Source organism: Prauserella cavernicola (genome assembly GCF_016595675.1).
Taxonomy (GTDB): Bacteria; Actinomycetota; Actinomycetes; order Mycobacteriales; family Pseudonocardiaceae; genus Prauserella_A; species Prauserella_A cavernicola.
On the sequence record NZ_JAENJH010000006.1, the window covers coordinates 150208 to 168960 of the forward strand.

Genomic DNA, 18753 nt, shown 5'->3' on the forward strand with positions numbered 1-18753 from the left:
AGAATGGGATCCAATGTGTGCTATGTCGCAGCGGGTGTCAAGCCGCGAGTGTCGCTGGGACGGCATCGGTGCGCGAACGTGAACAGGTCACGAGGGCCGAGTCAGCTGGGCACTCGGGATCTCCGCCGAGCTGGTACCGGGAGTGTGCGCCGGAGTGCGCTGGCCTTCCATTTGCATCCAAACTGACTTACCTTGCATTGGATTACGAGAGGATGTGGCGATGACCGACTATCCCCCCACCCCTGGCGACACCCTGGTGTTCGAGAACGATCGCGTACGCGTGTGGTCGATGACCCTGGAAGCCAACGGTGGCATGTTCGACTTTCATCAACACCACCACGACCACCTCGTCCTGTGGCCCGACGCGGGTCGCGCCGAGGCGCAACAGCTGGGGGACGAAGCGTGGACGGCCAGGCAAGAGGCCGAGCCCGGGTTCTGCCTCTTCAAGACCGTCGGATCCGAGAGTCCGCTGACTCCCCATCGGATCAGGAATCTCGAGGACCATCCGGTCACTCACTACATCATCGAGCTGATCAGTGAGCCTTCACCCAGCGCGACGGCTCTGCCGGCCGAGACCAATGACCGGGGGTTCACCTCGGATCCGCTGATGGGGACTTCCGGCCAAGAGTCCTCCTAGTCGCGGGAACGGAGGAGAGCGGCCCGCCGGTGAGGAAGGTGACTTCGCCCAGTCGCAGTGGACCGCCTTCTCCTGCTCGTCGAGTCACCACGGCTGCTCATCGTCTCGTGCTCGCTCAGGGGCTGTCTCTCTGGCGAGGCTGCCATCACTTTGCGCTTGAAGTCATTGCTTGCTATATTGACTTCAAGCGTGAACTCATGGCCGAGTTGGCGCACCCCTTATGGATAGGAAGAGTGGAGCATCATGAGCACCGTTACCTTCGGCATTGTTCCGGGCTATGGCGAGAAGTTGCACGAGATTCATGGCTACAGCGGGGCGGTTCGTGTGGGGGATCGGGTTGAGATCTCGGGTCAGGCTGGGGTGGATGACGATCTGGTGATTCCGGATTCGTTGGAGGAGGAGATCGTCCGGGCTTTCGACAATGTGGAGCGCACGTTGGCCACGGTGGGTGCGTCGTGGAGGGACGTTATCCATGTGAACTCGTATCACAAGGTGGGGCCGGGTGATGATGCGATCGGTGATGATCACAACTCGGTGATGGTCGAGCAGTTTCGTCGTCGGCTTGGTGGTCGTGCGCCGATCTGGACCGAAACCGGGGTGACGGTTCTCGGTCTGGCGGCGATGCGGGTGGAGATCCGGGTGACCGCGATCGTCGGCTCCGGGAACTGAACCCCGCCTCGTCGCGACAGGCCGCCTCCCCGGGATCGGAGTGGCGGCCTGCCGCGCCCACCTCCGTGGCTATGGCGGCGAGGTCGGTGTCCGATCGGGACTGAGCTGGACCAGGCGCCTGAGCAGCTCGTGGGGGACCGCGTCGGTGCCGGGGTGGCTCCAGCGCGCGTCGCGGGTCTTGTCGACCAGGGTGGCGCGGATGCCTTCGGCGAAGTCCGATTCGCGAATGAGCCCGGTGGCGGCGTGGAGTTCTCGGCGAAGACAGCCCTCGAGGTCGTCGTCGATGCCGAGGCCGAGCAGTTCGTCGGTGAGCCGGAGACAAAGTGGCGAGGCCGTGTCGAGTTGGTTCAGTGTGGTCTGTGCCCACTCGGATTCGCGTTCGTGGAGCCGCGTCCTGATCTCGGTGAGGCTGCCGGGAGCGAACGCGGAGTCGACGTGTGTCCGTAGCTCGGACAGCGTGGAGGTGGCGGTCGGCCTGGCGAACTTGTCGAGGACGTCGTCCAGGCCGGTGTCATCGAGCGCGGCGGTGAACGCGGGGAGATCGGTGGATGCGACGAGGTGTGTCGCCAGAGCGCCGGTGAGGCCCAGGTACCGGCCGACCCGATGGTCATCATGACTTCGGAGTCCACGCGTCGGTCAGGCGCTCCGACTCGGCCGAGGTCAGAGTGACCGCCCCAGCGGCGACGTTCGAGCGGGCGTGGGTCACGCTTGTCGTGCCCGGGAGCGGGACCACGTCGAGGCCGTGCGCGTCAGCGCGGCTGTGTACCCAGGCGATCGCGACCTGGCCGACCGTCGCCTGGTGCGCCGCTGCGATGTCGCGAAGGAGTAGTTGGCGTTCGGCCTCGGAGTCGTCACCGCGCTGGTTGTGAAGAGCCCCGTGTGAGGTAGGGGAGTGGGCGACAACGGTCACTCCGAGCCCTGTGGCTGTCGGTACCAGTTCGCGTTCCAGAGTGCGTTCGGCCAGCGACCAGTGTTCCTGCAGGGCGGTCACGGGGTGGACCGCATGAGCGCGCCGCAGATCATCCGCCGTGACGTTCGACAGACCGATCGCGCCGATCTTGCCCTGCCCGACCAGCTCGGCCATCGCTCCCACGGTGTCTTCGATCGGAGTGGTCGCGCTGCGGTGATGCAGGTAGTACAGCTCGATGTGATCGGTCCGGAGTCGGCGGAGACTGGCCTCGCAGGCTTGCCGCACGTACGCCGGGTCGGCGCGGACCTCATAGCCCTCAGGCATCGAGGCGTTCCAGATCACCCCGAACTTGCTCGCCAGTACCACCTCGTCGCGACGCGCCGCGATCGCGCGGCCGACGAGCGCTTCGTTTCCGTACATTTCGGCCGTGTCGATCATCGACACACCCGCGTCGAGAACCGCACCGATGACGCGGAAGGGGTCTCGATCGATGTCGCTGGTTTCGTTCTCGCGCAGTCTCATCGCGCCGAAGCCCTGACGGCCGAGCGGCGAGGATCCGGCCGGCGTTCGTTGTCCCATGAGGCGAGCCTAGAAGCTCCATCGCAGTCGAGGTCCAGTCCGCCGCGAGACGCGGGGATCGACGTTTCGTCGGCACCGGTCCGCGGGCCGGGGGATTCACCGGCGCCGGAAGCCGGCCACCGCGACCCGGCGCGGGTCGTGCTCGGTCGAGCTGAGGTCCCACACCTGGTGGTCGGGCACGATGTCCTCCGGCGCATCCGTCGCCAGCACCACGACGCCGGGGTAGTCGGCGAGCAGTGCCCGCAGCATCGCCGTGCCGCCCGCACCGAGCTCGTCGTCGACGTGGTCCAGCACCAGTAGCGGTGGTCGCAGGTAACACGCACGGGCCAGTTGCAGCCGCGCCCGCTCGGGAATCGACAACGGCTCGCCGCCGCGGCGCAGCGTGGTGCGGACTCCGTCGGGCAGTGCCCGGACCCGCTCCCCGAGACCGACCGCGTCGAGCTCCGGCTCGACGGGGTGGTCCGACTCGGGACGGCGGTAGCGCACGGCCCTGGCGATGGTCCCGCGTTCGAGCGCCAGCCCACGCGCGGCAAAGCCGACGTAGCGGCGGCGGCGTGCGGGCCGCAGGCCGCCGAGGTCGCAGCCAGCGACCCGTACCCAGGCTCGCGCCGTCGTGTCGATGCCGGCCAACAGTGCGAGGACGGCGGCACTCCGTTCGCGGTCAGGGCCGCGCAGGACGACCCGCGCGCCGGGCGCGGCCGCCAGGCCGGGCACCCGCACACCGCCGACCCAGAGCTCATGGACGTGGACCTCCGCCGGGTCCCGGATTCCCCTGTCGGCAGCGAAGCCGCCGCGCCGGGAGCCGGTCTCGGATCGAGCGAGCGCCGGCGCGAGGATGCGCCGCGCGGCCAGGAAGGACTGGCGGTACTCCACGACCCGGCCGAGATCGTGGATCGGGGTGGCGAGCACGCCGACGATCGTGATCGTGGTGGCCACCACGGCGTGTTCGAGTCCGTACAGGCTGCCGACGATCACGACGCCGAGCGTGGCGACCGCCGCGGCGGACACGGCGGCCCCGCGCAGGCACCCGGCGACGCGGGCGCGGCGCACGGCCGTCGCTCGCACCTTCCCGCTGAGTGTGTGGAGGCGCTTGAGCTCCCGGTGTACCCCGCCGCTGGCGCGGATCGCCGATCCCGCCGCCACCGCGTCGCTGACCTGGGAGGCCAGCCGCCCCCGTGCCGTGCGCACCGTGCGGGCCCTGGCGAACGCGGTGCGGGCGAGCAGCCCGAAGACCACGCCCAGCAGAACCACCGGTGCGGCCACGGCCACGGCCAACGCCGGATGCAGCGTCAGCAGCAGTACGAGCACGCCCGCGATCAGCGGGACTCCTCCCGCCATCGGGCCGATGCCCCAGGCGACCCAGTTCCGCACGGCGGTGAGGTCGTTGGTGGTGCGCGCGATCGTGGTCCCCAGTGAGGGGCCACGCCCGTCCGAGAGCTCGGCGGCGAGCAGGCCGACCCGGATCTCGTGCACGTAGTCCTGCCCCAGCTTCTCGGCGAGTACCCACTCCACGACCCGGACACCGCCCATGCACAGTGCCGACAGCAGCAGCACGCCGAACCACGACCACCGTTCACCGGGGGCGGCGTCCAGCAGGCGCGGCATGCTCACCGCGGTGACTCCCGCCAGCGCCGCCTGCCCGAGCCCGGCCCCGACGAGCGCGCCCAGCAACGTCTTCCTGTCGCCGGTGAGCAGGCGCGGCAACGATGCCGGCGCCGAACCGCCCGCGTCGCTCACAGGACGGCCCTCACCACGTCGGGTTCCCTCAGAGCGGCCGTCTCGATCACGGGTACGTCCAGCACGGACCTCGCCTCGCGCATCGCCAATGGTGCCGACGTGAGCACTCCGCTGACCGCGGTGACCGGCACGCCGCGCTCCCTCAGCAGGCCGACACCGCCCACGGCTCCGGCGGCACCGTCCGCGGCGAACACGACGCGGTCGACCACGCGCGGGAAGACCGGATCGGCCACCAGGTTCGAGGTTTCGTGCTGGTAGAGCCCGTCGGCGATCTCCACGACGACCACGTCGATGCCGGGCACGGAGAGCTCGTCGATCAGCGAGAGCAGGATCGCCCGCACCTGTTCGTGCGCGAGCCGGAACGTCGTGGGAAAGCCGAAGTCGGTGAAGTCGAGGACCTGGGACGCGCCCGCGTCGGCGAAGCCGTTCGGGTCACCGCCCGCTCCGGTCCCCGTCGCCTTGCCCGCCGTGACCCGCAATCCCGACCGCACGAGTCCGCGGATGAGGGAGGCGACGGTCGTGGACTTCCCCGAGTTCATCGACGTGCCGAGCACGCCGATGACGGTCGGGCGGCCACCGGTCCGGTGCGGGGCCGTCTCCGCGCCGAGCCGGCGCGGAGCGAACCGGTCGAGGTTGACCACACCGTGCGCGTCGGCGAGCAGGCCGAGCGGCCGCACGGCCGTCGGGTCGGCGACTCTGGCGTGCTTGGCGGTCGCCAGCGCCGCGACACCACCGGCCGCGACGAGGTGGACGGGCCGCAGGTCGCCGGGGACCTCGGCCTCGAACTGGTCGGGCGCGTACCGGTGTCCGTACGCCACCAGCACCTCGTCGCCGACGAACAGCGTCTGACGCCGGCTCACCGGACTCTCCAGTCGGGTGTGCATCCCGATCTCCTCGATGCGGGCGAGCACGACATCGCCAGGTCGCGGCGTCACGTCTGGCCCGTCGAGCAACGTGTAGCCACGCGGTGAGCCGTCGATGCGAGCGGCGACGGACCGCGTGGTGTACGCCTTCTTCGCTCTGCGCAGCCGGGTGGGTGCGAGAACCGTTCCGGACGGCACGCCGATCGCACGAACGGGATTCGCCGCGATCGTGTCGATCTGGCCAGTGGGGACGCTCATGGTGCCTTCGCTTCCTTTCACGGAGCGCGGTTGCGACCGCCGCGCTGTCACAGGGGACAAAGCTATGGGCGTCACATGAGGCATCGGTGGGAGCGAGATGAGGGGATCGTCATCTCGGGCCCGGCACCTGACCCGTGCCGCTTGTACGATCGACGGCGGTAGCCGAGACGCAGGATTGGCAGGCATGTGATGTCCGAACTGTCCCGGGCGCTGGAGATCGACGACGCCGAGCTGCGGCGTGGCCGGATCGTCGAGGTCCTCGTCGACGCCTTCTCCGACCTGATGGCCGCTGATCCCGCGGCGTTCCGTACGAAGTTCCGCAAGATGGCCACCGATCCGTTCGCGTTCTACCGGGGCAGCGCCTGCCTGTTCTACGGAGACGTCGCTCGGTTGAAGGACCCGTGGGCCGACGAACGGACCAGCCGCGTGTGGATCCAGGGCGATCTGCACGCCGCCAACTTCGGCACCTACATGGACGGCGAGGGGACACTCGTCTTCGACGTCAACGACTTCGACGAGGCCTACCTCGGCCACTTCACCTGGGACCTGCAGCGATTCGCCGCGAGCATCGCGTTGCTCGGCTGGAGCAAGGCGCTGCCGGACGACGAGATCATCAGCCTGATCCGGGTGGCGGCCGACACCTACGTCGGGCAGGTACGGGCGTTCGTCAACGGCGAGAACGACTCGGCCTTCAAACTGCATCTCGGCACGACCGACGGGATCATCCGGCACGTGCTGGAGAAGGCCAGGCTCAGCAGCCGCAACGACCTGCTGAACACGGTCACCGAGATGAAGCGCTATGACCGCCGCTTCCGTGACAAGCCCGGCGTGCGCAGGCTCGACGACGCCGAGCGGGAACGCGTGATCGAGGCGTTCACGCGGTATCTGGACACGATCCCGCCGGACAAGCGGATGCGGGGCGTCGCCTACAACGTCAAGGACGTCGTGGGGCGTAGCGGGTTCGGCATCGGCAGCGCCGGGCTGCCCGCCTACAACGTGCTGATCGAGGGCTACAACCAGGCGCTCGACAACGACATCGTGCTCTCCATGAAGCAGGGCAACGTGGCGGCACCGTCGCGTGTGGTCAGTGACGCGACGGTGGAGTCCTACTTCGCTCATCACGGGCACCGCACGGCCGTCTCACAGCGGGCACTGCAGGCGCACGCTGACCCGCTGCTCGGCCACACCGACCTGGACGGCGTCGGGTTCGTCGTGAGTGAGCTGTCGCCGTACGAGTCCGATCTGGACTGGAACGAGCTGAACGAGCCGGAGGACATCGAGCCGGTGCTGGGCTATCTCGGCAGGGCGATCGCCAAGGTGCACTGCGTGTCCGACTCGGACTCCGACCACACGCTGGTGCCCTTCCAGACGGAGAACGCCATCGACGCGGTGCTCCACGGCAGGGAACAGGAGTTCGTGACGTGGCTGTGCGACTTCGCGCTGGCGTACTCGGCCGTGGTGCGCGACGACTACCGGCTGTTCATCGATGCCTTCCGTAACCGCGAGATCGCGGGCCTGCGCTCCACACGCGCGGACGGGTGAGCGCTGACGAAGCCCGCCGTTCGCGCCGTTGACGGGTTCGTCCACTGTGGTCGCGCCTCCTCCCAGGGGCAGGCGGCGCTGCGCGAGAAGCTCGATAGTGTGTAGCCCGGACGGGTGTATCTAGGTTTGGATCTTTACAGCGTTTACGCCGGACCGCTAATAATTAATTCGCTGTGCCGTGCGATCACGTCGCCGTGTTCGACCCGGCAGGTCGCCCCCCGGCGTTTCCCGCCGGAGGGCGCGCTTCGAGCACCCTGGGGGAACCGATGCCGTAGCTGGCAGGCGAGGCCTCGTTTCCGCACGCGAAAAGCGGTGCGCGACACGGGATGGCGCGACGCTGGTGCGGGTGTGATGGAGGACGTTGCGCCGCATCGGCACTGACGATGACCCGGTGGCGCAATTCGCCCCGAGCCGCATTTGGGGACAATTCAATTCCCAAGAAAGAGTGCGGCATTTCTTATTTCCCAATTCTTTTCCGAGGAGAACTGTGTCCAATTCCCAGCAGGCCGTGTGGAGGTCGACCCGGTGGAGACCCTCGACCGGGGCCGTCCGGCTGCTCGTGGTCGGCGTCGCCTGCGCCGCGGGTGGTCTCGTGCTCGGCGCACCTGTTTCCGGTGCGGAGCCGGGCAGTCCGGGCACTCCCCAGGAGCCCACCCCGGTCTTCGCCGAGGACTTCGAGTACGGCATGGGCGTCGAGCAGGTGCTGCTCAGCGACTACACCGGTGCCCCGCCGACCAGTCCCACCTACACGGCCGACGAGCCGTGGCTCACCCGCTGCAACGGCATGATCGTGCAGTTTCCGACCCCGGTCGACGACCTCGGCAACTGCGCCAGCACGACCAGCACCGCCAACACTCGGCAGCTGGCCTACGGCCTCGGCGAGCACTCCGGCCAGGGTAGCGCGACGAACCACGCCGTCACGGCCTACACCGAGGGTGACCCCGGCGCCGACCTGGTCGAGTTCGAGACGGTCGCCCCGGTGCCGCTGGCCAGCGAGAACGGCCGCTTCCTCACGTTCAGCGTCGACACCGCGGCGGTCAACTGCGCCGTCTCGCCGCCGCTGTACCAGTTCTACCTGCTCGACGGGGACGACCAGGCGCCCGTCGGTGGCGAGATCAACGCCTGCACCTCCACCACGACCGTGAACGCCCCCGCGGTGGGTGCGCTGCCCGCGCGCGACGTGAACGTGGGTACGTACACCTCCGACGGCTCGGTGCTGTTCACCGGCTCCTCGCTGGGTATCCGCATGACCAACGCCAACGGCTCCGGTGCCGGCAACGATGCGGCGTTCGACAACATCAGGGTGCTCGACGTCTCGCCTCAGCTGGACAAGAGCTTCAGCGAGACCTCGGTGCCCACCGGCGGCACGTCGACGCTCACGTTCACGATCACCAACACCAGCGAGCTGGCCGCCAAGAACGGCTGGTCGTTCACCGACAACCTCTCGGACGGCCTCACCGTCGCCGACCCGGCGAACGCCACCATCGACTGTCCTGGCGGCGCCGTCACCGCTGACCCCGGCTCCGGCTCGGTCGTCGTCACGGGCGACCTCGACTCCGGCATGGCCTCGTGTACGGCGAGCGTGGACGTGACCTCCGGCGAGTCCGGCAGTTTCACGAACGGCCCCGACAACATCGAGTGCGTCGGCTGCGACCCGCCCGGTGACGCCGTGGTGGAGTTCAGCGACCCCACCTACAGCGTCGAGAAAACCGCCTCGGCCACCGAGGTCGAGCCCGGCGAGACGGTGGAATACGCCCTGACGGTGCGCAACACCGGCGAGTTCGACTACACCGAGGAGCGGCCCGCGAGCGTCAGTGACGACCTGACCAGCGTGCTCGACGACGCCGTCTACAACGATGACGCCGCCGCGAGCGCGGGGCCTGCTCCCGGCTATGCGGAGCCAACGCTGTCGTGGTCCGGGCCGCTGGCGGTGGGCGAAACCGTCACGATCACGTACTCGGTGACGGTCAACGATCCGGCCACGGGCGACGGCTCGCTGGACAACGTAGTCACCACACCGGAAGGCAACGGCGGCGACTGTCCAGAAGGGACGGACGATCCGCGCTGCGGCACCACCACCACGGTCGACGTGCCGCCGGGCGAGGACGAGCCGTCTCCCGGCGAACCGGGCCCGGCCGAGCCTCCTGCCGACGACACGAAGGCCCCGGTGCCGCCGCTACGGCACATCGACACGGGTAGCGCACTCGCCGCCGCCGAGGCGGCCGGGACCGGCTACAGCCCGCTGTTCACGTGGGGTGTCGGCCTGGTGCTGCTCGGAGCCGTGGCCACGGCCCTGCTCTGGTACCGCAGGCAGCTCGCCGACTGACACACGGGATCACCAGGGTGGTGCCGCGCCGCGTCCCGGCACGGCACCACCCCCTCACCAGGAGGCAGCATCGTGCAGCCATCGCCGCACCCCGCAGACCGGCCCGCCCGACCTTGGCTCCGCAGGCTGGGCCTGCTGGCCGCCGTTCTCGCCCTCGCCGCGGGTGGCACGTTGATCGCGCTGGACCTCGGTTCGCCCGGCGGCGTCGGCGGCGTCGCCTCGCCGGACCCGGCCACATCGAGCCCCGCCGACCCGCCGCCGCACACGGTTCCGACGCGGCCGTCGGCCGCCGTGCCGCCGCCGGTGACGGCGCCCGGAGTCGAGTACGACGCCCCCGGGCCCTCGGCCGTCAGCGTGAGCACCGGTGGGTACTCGTCCGTCGCGGCGGGCGGGGCGCGCCTGACGATCCCCTCGCTGGGGGTCAACGCGCCGATCAGCACCGCCACGGCCACCGACGGAGTACTGGACGTCCCCAGTGACGTGCGCACGATCGGCTGGTACAGCGGTACCTCCAGGCTCAGCGACCCGGCCACCTCGCCCGCTCCCGGCCAGCCGGGCGTCGCGCTGCTCGCTGGCCACGTCAGCTGGATCGGCCAGGGCGAGGGCGCCTTCCACGACCTCGCCGCGCTGCGGCCCGGTGACCGCGTCGAGGTGCACGGCGACAACGGCGTGACCACCCACTGGACCGTCGCCGCGCGGCCCACCGTCACGCCCAAGGACCGGCTACCCGCCGAGCTCTTCGGCAACTCGGGACCCGCGCGCGTCGCGCTGGTCACCTGCGGTGGGCGCTACGAGCGCGCCACCGGCGACTATCGCGACAACGTGATCGTCTGGGCCGAGCCCGCCCAGGGCGTGCACTAGGAGCGCTGCGCAGGGACATGCCCGGCAGCAACCATCGGGAAAGGTTCGCCGATCCGTAGGCGGCCGACCTGTTCGTCCACATCGGAGTGTCCGGGTCGTCAGCCTCGGTACTCGTCGTCGGTGACGTGCTCGAGCCATGTGGTGGTGGTCGCGGGGTCGTCACCGTTGTCCAGCATCGCCAGGTGCTCCATGAAGGAGTCCGGTGTCGCACCGTGCCAGTGCTCCTCGCCCGGCGGGCAGTAGATCGTCTGTCCGGGGTGCGCCTCGATCTTCTCGCCACCACGGGACTGCACCCACGCCACGCCCTGGGTGACGTGGAGCGTCTGACCGAGAGCATGGGAGTGCCAGGCGGTTCGGGCGCCCGGCGCGAAGCGCACCTTCGCGACCACCATGCGCTGACCTCCTTCGCGCGGGTATGCGATCGGGTCCAGCCAGACGTCGCCCGTGAACCGCTCGGGCGGGTTCTTGGTCGTCGGGGTTCGAGGGTCGACCTGCATGGGATTTCCTTCCGGTCGAAGTTCTCAGTCGTATCCACGCTCCACAGTAGGTTCGCGGGCGACACCACCACCGACGCGTGGGTGATCGCTCACGTGGGTGACTCATGTTGCCAATGAGGCTGCAGTTACAGCAGTGTACGAATCAATACTATGCTCCGTAGTTTTCACGAAGGTGGTGCGGCATGCCCAGGCGTGGCGGTGCAGTCCCTGGCGTGCTCGCGGCCGCCGCTCTGATGCTGGCGCTGCCCGCGCCGGCCGCCGCGGTGCCACCGCCTCCTCCGAACCCCGGTGACGCGGAGATCCAGGCCGGCAGCGCGGAGGCCGCGCGAGCCGCTGAGCGCGTCGGCAGCCTCGCCAGCCAGGTCGCCGAGGCCGAGGCCGCGGTGTCGGCCGCTCAGGTGGAGCTGGCCAGCAGCTACGACGCCGTCACCGCGACTCAGCGGCAGGTGGAGACCGCCCGCGCGGAGGCCGCAGCCGCGCAGGTCGCCGCCGACAACGCCCGGCGCGAGGTGGACGCGTCGGTCACCCAGCTCCGGAGTGCGCAACAGGAACTCGACGAGTTCGCCGCCGCGAGCTTTCGGCAGGGGAGCACCGTCGGGTCACTCAGCGCCTACATCGGGGCGGACGATCCCCGGGACCTGCTCGCCCGGTCGTCGTTGCTGAACGCGGTGAGCGACTCGGGCCTCGACGCGCTGGGATCGGTGCAGCGCGCGGTGACGGGCAAGGCCAACGCCGACGCCGAGGCACGCGCCGTCCGGCAGGAGGCGGACCAGAAGGAGCGTGCCGCCGTGCAGGCCGGGATCGAGGCCGATCGTGCCTACCGGGCCGCGGTGGCCGACGAGGCCGCCGCCCAGCGCCACAGCGCCGAATTGCTCGACCGCAAGCAGGCCCTCGACACGGAGTTCGCCGAGGCACAGCAAGCTCTCGCGGTGCTGGAGGGCCAGCGTCGCGACTACACCACCTGGCAGGCCCGCAAGCAGGCCGAACAAGCCGCGGCGCAGGCTGGTCCGCCCGCCTCCTCACCGGCGGGGCCACGGCCCGCGCCGGTCCGCACTCAGTCCTCAGCCGGCGTGGTCGCTCCCACCTCCGGCGTCATCACCTCGACCTACGGGCCGCGCTGGGGCGTGATCCACTATGGCCTCGACATCGCCAACAGCATCGGCACTCCGATCGTGTCGGTCAGCGATGGCGTCGTCATCTCCTCCGGCCCCGCGAGTGGGTTCGGGCTCTGGGTCCGGGTGCGTCACGACACCGGGATCGTCACCGTCTACGGGCACATCAACGAGAGCCTGGTCTCGGTGGGGCAGCGCGTATCCGCGGGACAACAGATCGCCACGATGGGCAACCGCGGCCAGTCCACGGGCCCGCACCTTCATCTCGAGGTACAGAAGAACGGCAGCAAGATCGATCCGCTGTTCTGGTTGCGCGCGAACGGTGTCTACCTCTGAGCTTGGCTGAGCGACACCGGCAGCCGAGGCCGTCGGCCTGGTCGCCGAACTTGCCGGTCCCGTGGTGACGAGACCGGCAAGATCCTCAGGAACCGGCGCGACACCGGTGCCGGGCCGTCATCACGGACGTCCGAGCGGGTTGGCGGGATCGTCGGGGTCCAGGAGGTCGACGCCCTGACGTTCCAGCTCCTGCAGAGCCGACCCGATCTCCCGCAAACAGGGGTCGCACAGCGTCATGCCGCTGTCGAGCCCCTTGTCACCGCACTTCGTGCATTTGCTCATCAGTTCTCCCAGCGTTCGTCGGTGTGGCCATGCTCCGGCGGTGTGGGATTCGTGAGGAAGGGCATCGGGCGGCCATTCCTGGCCGGTGGAGTTGACCAGGCACAACTCCTCGACGGCGGTGGGCCTTAGCGAGGTCAGGAACCGTCGGGTGTCACCCTGACCAGGACCTTCCCGCGGCCGTCGCCGCGGAAGATCCGATCCAGCGCCGCCAGGGCGTGCTCCAGACCGTCCACGACCACATTGGCGTGTCGCAGGCGGCCGTCACGGAGCCTGGCCGTGAGCTCCGCGGTGATCTCGTCGAATCGGTCGGCATGGTCGGTGACCAGAAAGCCGCGTGCGGTGATCCTGGCGAAACACCTCGCTACCCGAGCGCACGATCTGGACGACGAGGAAGTCGCCGCCGGACGCGGCGATCTGCCGGTGTCCTCGGACGCCGCTGAACGGTCCCGAACAACGCCCGTTCTGGTCTTCACCACTGTTCAGGTCGGTTCACGTCGCTGATGGCATACTGCCGACGAGTGTGATCAGGAGACTGTTCTCCACGGGGGAGGCACGGTGACGACACAGGGCATGGCTCCGATCGCGGATGACCTGCTGCTCCTGCTCCTGGACGAGCGGAGCGGCCGGTTCCCGGGGAACCGGCCGCTGGACGGGATGATCGCGGGTACGCTGCTGCTCGAGCTCGCGCGCGGGAACCGGCTCGACGCGTCCGAGGGCGAGCGCCGGATCTTCGTCGAAGACGCCACCCCCACTGGGATTCCGGCGCTCGACGCCACGCTCGAGGCCGTCGGGGAGCTGGAAGGCTCCACGCTCCAGGACGCGCTCGGCGCCCTGGCGGACGGCCGGCACGCCGAGGCAGTGCGGAGGCTGGTCGACGCCCACGCCGTGCGCGAGCAGAAGCAACGCCGGCTGCTCGGGCTCGTCAGCACGACAACGTGGCGGCTCACCGATCACGACCGGGTGCGCGCGCTGCACACCGCACTGGAGGACGTTCTGGTGCGGGGTCAGGAGCCGGACGACCGCGTCGCGACGATCATCTGCCTCCTGTTCGTCCTCGAGCTACTGGACCGGATCGTCGACGCCGAGGACCGCGAGGCGGTCAACCACAGAGCCGTCGACATCGTCGAGCAGGTGTCGTTGACCAACTCACTCTCCCAGGCGCTCATGAGCGGTGAGTCGCTTCTCCTCTCGGCCACTCATTCGCTCACGCCTGTCAACGTCATCGTCTCGCAGCTGCGGGACTAGCCCTGGTCACCCGCGCTGCAGGCGCCAGGTCTTGCTGTCGCTGACCAGGCACACCCCGGGGGAGAGCACCACCACGCGCAGCGTGCCGTCGCGCTCGTCGTAGTCGACGCCCTCGGTCTCGAACTCGCCGGAGCACGCGCTCTCCAGCGGCAGCTGTCCGTGAGAGGTGACCGTGCCCGTCACGTCCTCGTCGCCGACCGGCGCCGAGAGGTCCACCTGCAGCAGTGGTTTGGTGGTGCCGAACAGGCTGCCCTCCGGATCGTCCGACGAGCACAGCAGGCTCGTCGCGGAGACGAAGTCGCAGCCCTGCACGTCCCGCACCGGGCGGTCGAGCTGGATCGACGAGGCATAGGGCAGATTTGCGTCCGGGTCGGTCATCGCGACACCGGGCATCGGCAGCACGAGCAGCCGGTCCATCGTGCCCCACTCGCCCGTCACGAGCCAGCGCGCGTCGGGCGACACCGCGGCGAAGGAGTTGTTGGGCGCCTCCCACGACTCGAGCTCGTGGGTGTAGTTGGCGCGGGAGCCGTCGGGCGCCTCGACGCGGTACAGCTTGGCACCGCGGTCGTCGCGCTGGTAGGGCTCGACGTAGTACCCGTCTCCGGCGCCCGGGTCGCCGATGTGGTTCCAGCCCTGCACGGCCAGTGCCGGGTCGATGGTGCCGACACCCGTGTAGCGGAACGTCGTCTGCCCGTCGCGTTCGACGGATGCGAGTCCCTGGCTCTCGTCGAGCGGCCTCGCCCGGTCGGAACCCACGGGCTGCCAGCCTTCCGCGGCGGTGGCTGTGGGCGCGGACAGTGCCGAGACGGCGAGTACGGCCAGAGCGGCGAGGGCGATGCGGCGCACGAGAGCTCCCTGGGTGGGGTCGGGGTCGTCCCCTGTCTAACAGTCCGGCCGGCGCGCCGGAACCGACCAAGGGCGGCGACCGGATGAACGGTGCCCGATAGTCGTCCCCGGGGTGCACAAAGGACGCGGGGTGCCCGAGGGTGCTGCTGCCCGTCGAGGAGTCGAACCTCGGTTTCCGCGTCCAGAGCGCGGCGTCGTGCCAATTGGACCAACGGGCATCGGGGTGTTTCCGGCTCCCGGTCCAGGACTCGAACCTGGGGCCAACGGATCCAAAGTCCGTGGTGCTGCCGCCTACACCAACCGGGAAAGTGCGTGCCCCTGCCAGGAGTCGAACCTGGACTGGCCGCGTTCTGAGCGCGGTGCCTCTGCCAGTTGGGCTACAGGGGCGGTGCCGCCGTCCGGCCGAACCGGACCGGCGTTGGAGCCGAGCCCGGTGCTCGGCCGGGCGAGCTGGTGCGGCTCCGGGGAGTCGAACCCCGACTGGACTGGTTCTCGACCAGGTGCCTCTGCCGGTTGGGCTAGAGCCGCGAGAGGTATCCGGCGTTCGCGCCGGTGCTCTGCTCCGCTGTGTGGATGTCAAAGAACAGCACCGGCCCATCGGCAAATGGGCGGCGCGACCGAATTCCGTCGACAAGAACTGAAAGTGTTCTGGGTGCGCTGAATAGAGAAAGCCGCCCGGATCGGTGTCCCGATGGGCGGCTCCTTTGGCATGACCTGTGCTATGTCATGGCGGGGAGCCTGTGCTGGACCCGCGAAGGTTGCCCTGCGACGAGCCCACGACAGCGATCGCGACGGCCGGTTGCTGCCGTAGCGTTGCTCGCTTCCGCATGTTCGTCATGGTGCTCCTTCGTTCGCCGGTGTGCAGTATCGTCGCCGTCGTGAGTGGTCCGCGTCAATCGGATTTCGCGAAATAAATCGAACTCGCGGTGAATGGTTCTGATTTCCTCCGGCGAGCACCGTCGCGGTGGTGACTCAGCGAACCTCGCTCGACCGGGCTCGCGCGACGGCGCGGCCGCGTGGGGAGTCGGGGAAACGGTCGAGCATGGCACGGACTTCGCCGGCGTCGACGTTCGCGCCGAACAGTTCGGCGCCGGGTTCGAACCGGATGCCTTCGGTGAGCGGGCCCGCGACGACGGGGTCGAAGCCGAGCGCGTCGACGAGCCGGGCGATGGCGGTGACGGCGTCGGTGTCGTCGCCTGCGATGGCGAGTGCCTTGCGTCCGGGCGTCGCGGCGGGGCGGGCTCCGTTCTCGAGATCGTGGTAGCCCATGTGGTTGAACGCCTTGACCACGCGGGTGCCGGGCAGGAAGGACTGCACGATCTCGCTGGAGGACGTGCGCGGGTCGGTGAGGTCGTCACGGATGCCGTCGGTTTCCCACCAGTAGTTCATCGCGTCCACGACGAGCTTGCTGCGCAGCGCGTCGGCGGGGATGGAGCGGTGTTTGCCGAGGGGGAGGGCGAGGACGACGATGTCGGCCTGCCCGGCCGCCTCGGCGGCGGTGGTGGCGGTCGCGCCGGGCGTGACGACCTCGATGACGAGTGCGATCTTCGCCGGGTCGCCGGAGCCTGCCACGAGCACGCGGTAGCCCGCGGCGACGGCGAGCCGGGCGAGGACGGTGCCGACCTTGCCGGCACCCAGGATCGCGACGGTGGTGGTCATGTCGTCTCGGCGAGGATGTCGCGGACCATGGGGATGACCTTGGTGCCGTAGAGTTCCACGGCGCGCAGGCGGGCGCTCATGGGCTGCGAGCCGGTGGCGTAGATCAGGTCGAACCGGCCTGCGTCGAGTGCGCGGACGGTGCGGGCGATCTTGCGGGCGACGGTTTCGGGGGAGCCGACGTAGAGCGAGCCGTGCTCGATGTCGGCGTCGTACTCCTGGCGGCGCAGTGGGGGCCAGCCGCGCTGGGCGCCGATGCGGTCGCGGATGACCTTGTAGCGGGCGTAGTGGAGTTGTTTGGCCTCGTCGTCGGTGTCGGCGATGAAACCGGGGGAGTGCAGGCCGATCGGCCACGCGGGAGTGGAGAGCTGCTCGGTGGCGCGGCGGTAGAGCTCGATGAGCTGCCTGAACCGCGTGGGCGGGCCGCCGATGATGGCGAGCATGAGCGGCAGGCCGTGGCGGGCGGTGCGGATGATCGACTGCGGTGAACCGCCGACGCCGACCCAGGTGTTGAGGCGTCCGGACTCGGTCTTGGGGTAGACCTCGACGTGCTCGAGCGGTGCGCGCACGGTGCCGCTCCACGTGACCGGCTTCTCGTCGAGGAGCTGGACGAACAGCTCCAGCTTTTCCTCGAAGAGCACCTCGTAGTCGGCGAGGTCGTAGCCGAACAGGGGGAACGACTCGGTGAACGAGCCGCGCCCGAGGATCACCTCGGCGCGGCCCGAGGAGATCGCGTCGAGGGTGGAGAAGCGCTGGAAGACACGCACGGGGTCGTCGGAACTGAGCACGGTGACGCCGGAGCCGAGGCGGATGCGGGACGTGCGGGCGGCGATGCCGGCGAGCACCGTCTCGGGCGTGGAGATCGCGTACTCGGGGCGGTGGTGCTCGCCGAGCGCGATGGCGTCGACGCCGAGTTCGTCGGCCAGCGTCGCCTCCGTGACGACCTGGCGGATCGCCTCGGCGTGGGAGGCGAGGGCGCCGGAGTCGTCTTCGGGCACGTCTCCGAAGTTGTCGAGTCCGAAGACGAGGTCGCTCATCAGGTGCTCCTGGAGGTCGTTGCGCTTGAGGCTTCAAGCATCGCGCAAGAATGATGACGCGTCAACAAGACGGGCCGGCGCGGCTCTGAGCCGGCCGCCTCTGCACTGCTCGCCGACGCTCAGGCGTGGGTGGCGGGGGTGTTGAGCAGCTGCGTCTCCCAGGCGAACGCGACCCCGGTGGCGCCCTGGTGCTGTGCGGCGATCTCCGCCAGTGCCGGGATGGTCGCTTCGCGAGCCCAGTCACGCTGCAGCTCACCCTGCACGGCGACCCAGGTCATCGGCATCACGCCGGCCTGGACCATTCGCTGTACGGCCATGTCGTGCGCTTCGGTGGGCTCGTGCGATGGATGCGGCGCGCTGGCTCGACGCGCGGGACGCTCGTGGGGCGCGGGAGGCATCAGCCGGTCTGGACCACTACGTCGGAGCTCGCCCGGCGTGACGACGTCAGGGAGGCCCCCTGTGGAACGACAGCGCTGACCTCCTCGAGATCCGGGAGCGACCCGGCATCGACGTCAGTCCTGCATGGCCTCGGTGACGAACTCCGGTGGCATCTGCAGATCGTGGACGCGGAACAGGACGGCGTGCTCGACGCCCATGGTGGCGCCGCTCATCGCGGTGAACTTCGGGATGAAGTCCGCCGGAGCGGGGTGGCCAGGAAGCGCGGCCAGGTACGCGGCATGCGCTTCGAGCGAGGCGACGCCGCGGCGCAGCGGCTCACCCGTGACGTCGACGCCGTGGGTCGCGGAGCCGGCGAGCCCGGGGACGATGAACCACCGCACGGAATGCGGTTCGAGCTCCTCGTCGTCGACCTGCTCGGGAAAGACCCACCGGTTGCCGGCGTCGCGCAGCGCGTCGAGCGTCGCGAGCCCGGCCGCGCGGTGGTCTGCCTGGTCGAACCCGAAGGGTGTCTCGATCTCGTGCCCGGAGCCGAGTACGACATCGGGCTTGAACCGGCGGATCTCCCGGCAGATGTCGCGCCGCAGGTCCAGCCCGTAGACGAGCACACCATCCGGATGTTCGAGGACGGTCAGGTGCTCGACGCCCACGGCGGCACAGGCGGCCTGCTGCTCGGCGACGCGCAGGCGAGCCGTCTCCTCAGGAGGGTTCTGCATGCCGGCCTCGCCGCGGGTGAGCAGCAGATAGCCGACCTGGATGCCGCGCGAGGTCCAGCGAGCGACGGCTGCGGACGTGCCGTACTCCATGTCGTCAGGGTGGGCGACGACGCAGAGCACGCGCTTGAAGGACTCCTCTGGCAGGGCGGGAAGTGTCATGTCGGCGATCCTTCCGCGTTGCGGGGCGGCGATGAGCCGGGTGGGGCCTGACGCTCACCCCGAGCCGGGCATGTTCATCGTGCACCTCA

18 protein-coding genes, 4 tRNA genes and 1 pseudogene are annotated in these 18753 nt (G+C 69.5%); 8 read left to right on the forward strand and 15 right to left on the reverse strand.

Translation table 11 applies throughout. The features are described 5' to 3' along the window. Window positions 1–220: 220 nt before the first annotated feature. Together JHE00_RS23060 and JHE00_RS23065 are read left to right on the forward strand one after the other, a co-directional pair. Window positions 221–637, forward strand: coding sequence for a hypothetical protein (locus JHE00_RS23060; RefSeq protein WP_200321605.1), 417 nt, complete (start codon window positions 221–223; stop codon window positions 635–637). A 243-nt stretch (window positions 638–880) separates the two neighbouring features. Continuing rightward, on the forward strand, window positions 881–1306 hold the full coding sequence (locus JHE00_RS23065) for a Rid family hydrolase (RefSeq protein ID WP_200321607.1): 426 nt from the start codon (window positions 881–883) through the stop codon (window positions 1304–1306). Window positions 1307–1375: 69 nt separating this feature from the next. Here JHE00_RS23065 and JHE00_RS36135 read toward each other — a convergent pair. From JHE00_RS36135 to JHE00_RS23085, 4 genes and pseudogenes are all read right to left on the reverse strand, one after another. Continuing rightward, window positions 1376–1903, reverse strand: a pseudogene (locus JHE00_RS36135) (enoyl-CoA hydratase/isomerase family protein); the annotation flags it as partial. Window positions 1904–1916: 13 nt separating this feature from the next. Further along, complete coding sequence (locus JHE00_RS23075; RefSeq protein ID WP_200321609.1) at window positions 1917–2795, reverse strand: aldo/keto reductase; 879 nt, start codon at window positions 2793–2795, stop codon at window positions 1917–1919. A 96-nt stretch (window positions 2796–2891) separates the two neighbouring features. Further along, window positions 2892–4532 (reverse strand): ABC transporter transmembrane domain-containing protein, encoded by a 1641-nt coding sequence (locus JHE00_RS23080; protein WP_200321611.1) that lies wholly within the window; start codon window positions 4530–4532, stop codon window positions 2892–2894. After that, on the reverse strand, window positions 4529–5653 hold the full coding sequence (locus JHE00_RS23085) for a P-loop NTPase family protein (RefSeq protein WP_200321613.1): 1125 nt from the start codon (window positions 5651–5653) through the stop codon (window positions 4529–4531). The genes JHE00_RS23080 and JHE00_RS23085 overlap by 4 nt, the downstream gene beginning before the upstream one ends. 189 nt (window positions 5654–5842) lie before the next feature. Here JHE00_RS23085 and JHE00_RS23090 point away from each other — a divergent pair, with 189 nt between their 5' ends. The 3 genes from JHE00_RS23090 (at window position 5843) to JHE00_RS23100 (ending at window position 10382) form a co-directional block, all read left to right on the forward strand. Then, a complete protein-coding gene (locus JHE00_RS23090) occupies window positions 5843–7195 on the forward strand; it encodes a DUF2252 domain-containing protein (RefSeq protein ID WP_200321615.1) in 1353 nt (450 codons plus the stop codon). A 487-nt stretch (window positions 7196–7682) separates the two neighbouring features. Then, window positions 7683–9521 carry a DUF7933 domain-containing protein gene (locus JHE00_RS35935; protein ID WP_200321617.1) on the forward strand — a complete coding sequence of 613 codons (1839 nt, stop codon included), beginning with the start codon at window positions 7683–7685 and terminating at the stop codon, window positions 9519–9521. A 72-nt stretch (window positions 9522–9593) separates the two neighbouring features. Then, window positions 9594–10382, forward strand: a complete 789-nt coding sequence (locus JHE00_RS23100; RefSeq protein ID WP_200321619.1) for a class F sortase — start codon at window positions 9594–9596, stop codon at window positions 10380–10382. A gap of 98 nt (window positions 10383–10480) precedes the next feature. Here the strand turns inward: JHE00_RS23100 and JHE00_RS23105 are convergent, their stop codons facing one another. Next, on the reverse strand, window positions 10481–10879 hold the full coding sequence (locus JHE00_RS23105; protein WP_200321621.1) for a (R)-mandelonitrile lyase: 399 nt from the start codon (window positions 10877–10879) through the stop codon (window positions 10481–10483). Between the two features lie 182 nt (window positions 10880–11061). Here JHE00_RS23105 and JHE00_RS23110 point away from each other — a divergent pair, with 182 nt between their 5' ends. Continuing rightward, window positions 11062–12327, forward strand: a complete 1266-nt coding sequence (locus JHE00_RS23110; RefSeq protein WP_230424817.1) for a M23 family metallopeptidase — start codon at window positions 11062–11064, stop codon at window positions 12325–12327. Between the two features lie 120 nt (window positions 12328–12447). Here the strand turns inward: JHE00_RS23110 and JHE00_RS23115 are convergent, their stop codons facing one another. Beyond that, window positions 12448–12609, reverse strand: coding sequence for a hypothetical protein (locus tag JHE00_RS23115; RefSeq protein ID WP_200321623.1), 162 nt, complete (start codon window positions 12607–12609; stop codon window positions 12448–12450). 276 nt (window positions 12610–12885) lie between these two features. Here JHE00_RS23115 and JHE00_RS23120 point away from each other — a divergent pair, with 276 nt between their 5' ends. Then, the gene (locus tag JHE00_RS23120) at window positions 12886–13110 is read left to right on the forward strand and encodes a hypothetical protein (protein ID WP_200321625.1); all 225 of its coding nucleotides are present in this window, start codon (window positions 12886–12888) and stop codon (window positions 13108–13110) included. 54 nt (window positions 13111–13164) lie between these two features. Then, window positions 13165–13854 carry a GOLPH3/VPS74 family protein gene (locus JHE00_RS23125; RefSeq protein ID WP_200321627.1) on the forward strand — a complete coding sequence of 230 codons (690 nt, stop codon included), beginning with the start codon at window positions 13165–13167 and terminating at the stop codon, window positions 13852–13854. Between the two features lie 6 nt (window positions 13855–13860). Here the strand turns inward: JHE00_RS23125 and JHE00_RS23130 are convergent, their stop codons facing one another. From JHE00_RS23130 to JHE00_RS23170, 9 genes are all read right to left on the reverse strand, one after another. Beyond that, a complete protein-coding gene (locus JHE00_RS23130; protein WP_372440493.1) occupies window positions 13861–14691 on the reverse strand; it encodes a hypothetical protein in 831 nt (276 codons plus the stop codon). A 155-nt stretch (window positions 14692–14846) separates the two neighbouring features. Beyond that, a tRNA-Gln gene (locus JHE00_RS23135) sits at window positions 14847–14918 on the reverse strand. 15 nt (window positions 14919–14933) lie between these two features. Beyond that, window positions 14934–15006 (reverse strand) — tRNA-Gln (locus tag JHE00_RS23140). 7 nt (window positions 15007–15013) lie between these two features. Beyond that, window positions 15014–15087: transfer RNA gene (locus JHE00_RS23145), tRNA-Leu, on the reverse strand. Window positions 15088–15151: 64 nt separating this feature from the next. Further along, window positions 15152–15228, reverse strand: a tRNA-Leu gene (locus JHE00_RS23150). Between the two features lie 444 nt (window positions 15229–15672). Then, window positions 15673–16359 carry an NADPH-dependent F420 reductase gene (locus JHE00_RS23155; protein ID WP_200321629.1) on the reverse strand — a complete coding sequence of 229 codons (687 nt, stop codon included), beginning with the start codon at window positions 16357–16359 and terminating at the stop codon, window positions 15673–15675. Next, window positions 16356–17393, reverse strand: a complete 1038-nt coding sequence (locus JHE00_RS23160; RefSeq protein ID WP_200321630.1) for an LLM class flavin-dependent oxidoreductase — start codon at window positions 17391–17393, stop codon at window positions 16356–16358. The genes JHE00_RS23155 and JHE00_RS23160 overlap by 4 nt, the downstream gene beginning before the upstream one ends. A 119-nt stretch (window positions 17394–17512) precedes the next feature. Next, window positions 17513–17710, reverse strand: coding sequence for a hypothetical protein (locus JHE00_RS23165; protein ID WP_200321631.1), 198 nt, complete (start codon window positions 17708–17710; stop codon window positions 17513–17515). A 195-nt stretch (window positions 17711–17905) separates the two neighbouring features. Next, window positions 17906–18664: a PIG-L deacetylase family protein gene (locus JHE00_RS23170; RefSeq protein WP_200321632.1), complete on the reverse strand. Its 759-nt coding sequence runs from the start codon at window positions 18662–18664 to the stop codon at window positions 17906–17908. Window positions 18665–18753 lie beyond the last annotated feature (89 nt).

What these genes read in the sequence shown, in the direction of transcription:
- JHE00_RS23085 (WP_200321613.1), bottom strand. Translation starts at nt 5,653, where the DNA reads ATGAGCGTCCCCACTGGCCAGATCGACACGATCGCGGCGAATCCCGTT.
- JHE00_RS23110 (WP_230424817.1), top strand. Translation starts at nt 11,062, where the DNA reads ATGCCCAGGCGTGGCGGTGCAGTCCCTGGCGTGCTCGCGGCCGCCGCT.
- JHE00_RS23075 (WP_200321609.1), bottom strand. Translation starts at nt 2,795, where the DNA reads ATGGGACAACGAACGCCGGCCGGATCCTCGCCGCTCGGCCGTCAGGGC.
- JHE00_RS23115 (WP_200321623.1), bottom strand. Translation starts at nt 12,609, where the DNA reads ATGAGCAAATGCACGAAGTGCGGTGACAAGGGGCTCGACAGCGGCATG.
- JHE00_RS23170 (WP_200321632.1), bottom strand. Translation starts at nt 18,664, where the DNA reads ATGACACTTCCCGCCCTGCCAGAGGAGTCCTTCAAGCGCGTGCTCTGC.
- JHE00_RS23155 (WP_200321629.1), bottom strand. Translation starts at nt 16,359, where the DNA reads ATGACCACCACCGTCGCGATCCTGGGTGCCGGCAAGGTCGGCACCGTC.
- JHE00_RS23065 (WP_200321607.1), top strand. Translation starts at nt 881, where the DNA reads ATGAGCACCGTTACCTTCGGCATTGTTCCGGGCTATGGCGAGAAGTTG.
- JHE00_RS23090 (WP_200321615.1), top strand. Translation starts at nt 5,843, where the DNA reads ATGTCCGAACTGTCCCGGGCGCTGGAGATCGACGACGCCGAGCTGCGG.
- JHE00_RS23060 (WP_200321605.1), top strand. Translation starts at nt 221, where the DNA reads ATGACCGACTATCCCCCCACCCCTGGCGACACCCTGGTGTTCGAGAAC.
- JHE00_RS23165 (WP_200321631.1), bottom strand. Translation starts at nt 17,710, where the DNA reads ATGGCCGTACAGCGAATGGTCCAGGCCGGCGTGATGCCGATGACCTGG.
- JHE00_RS23105 (WP_200321621.1), bottom strand. Translation starts at nt 10,879, where the DNA reads ATGCAGGTCGACCCTCGAACCCCGACGACCAAGAACCCGCCCGAGCGG.
- JHE00_RS23160 (WP_200321630.1), bottom strand. Translation starts at nt 17,393, where the DNA reads ATGAGCGACCTCGTCTTCGGACTCGACAACTTCGGAGACGTGCCCGAA.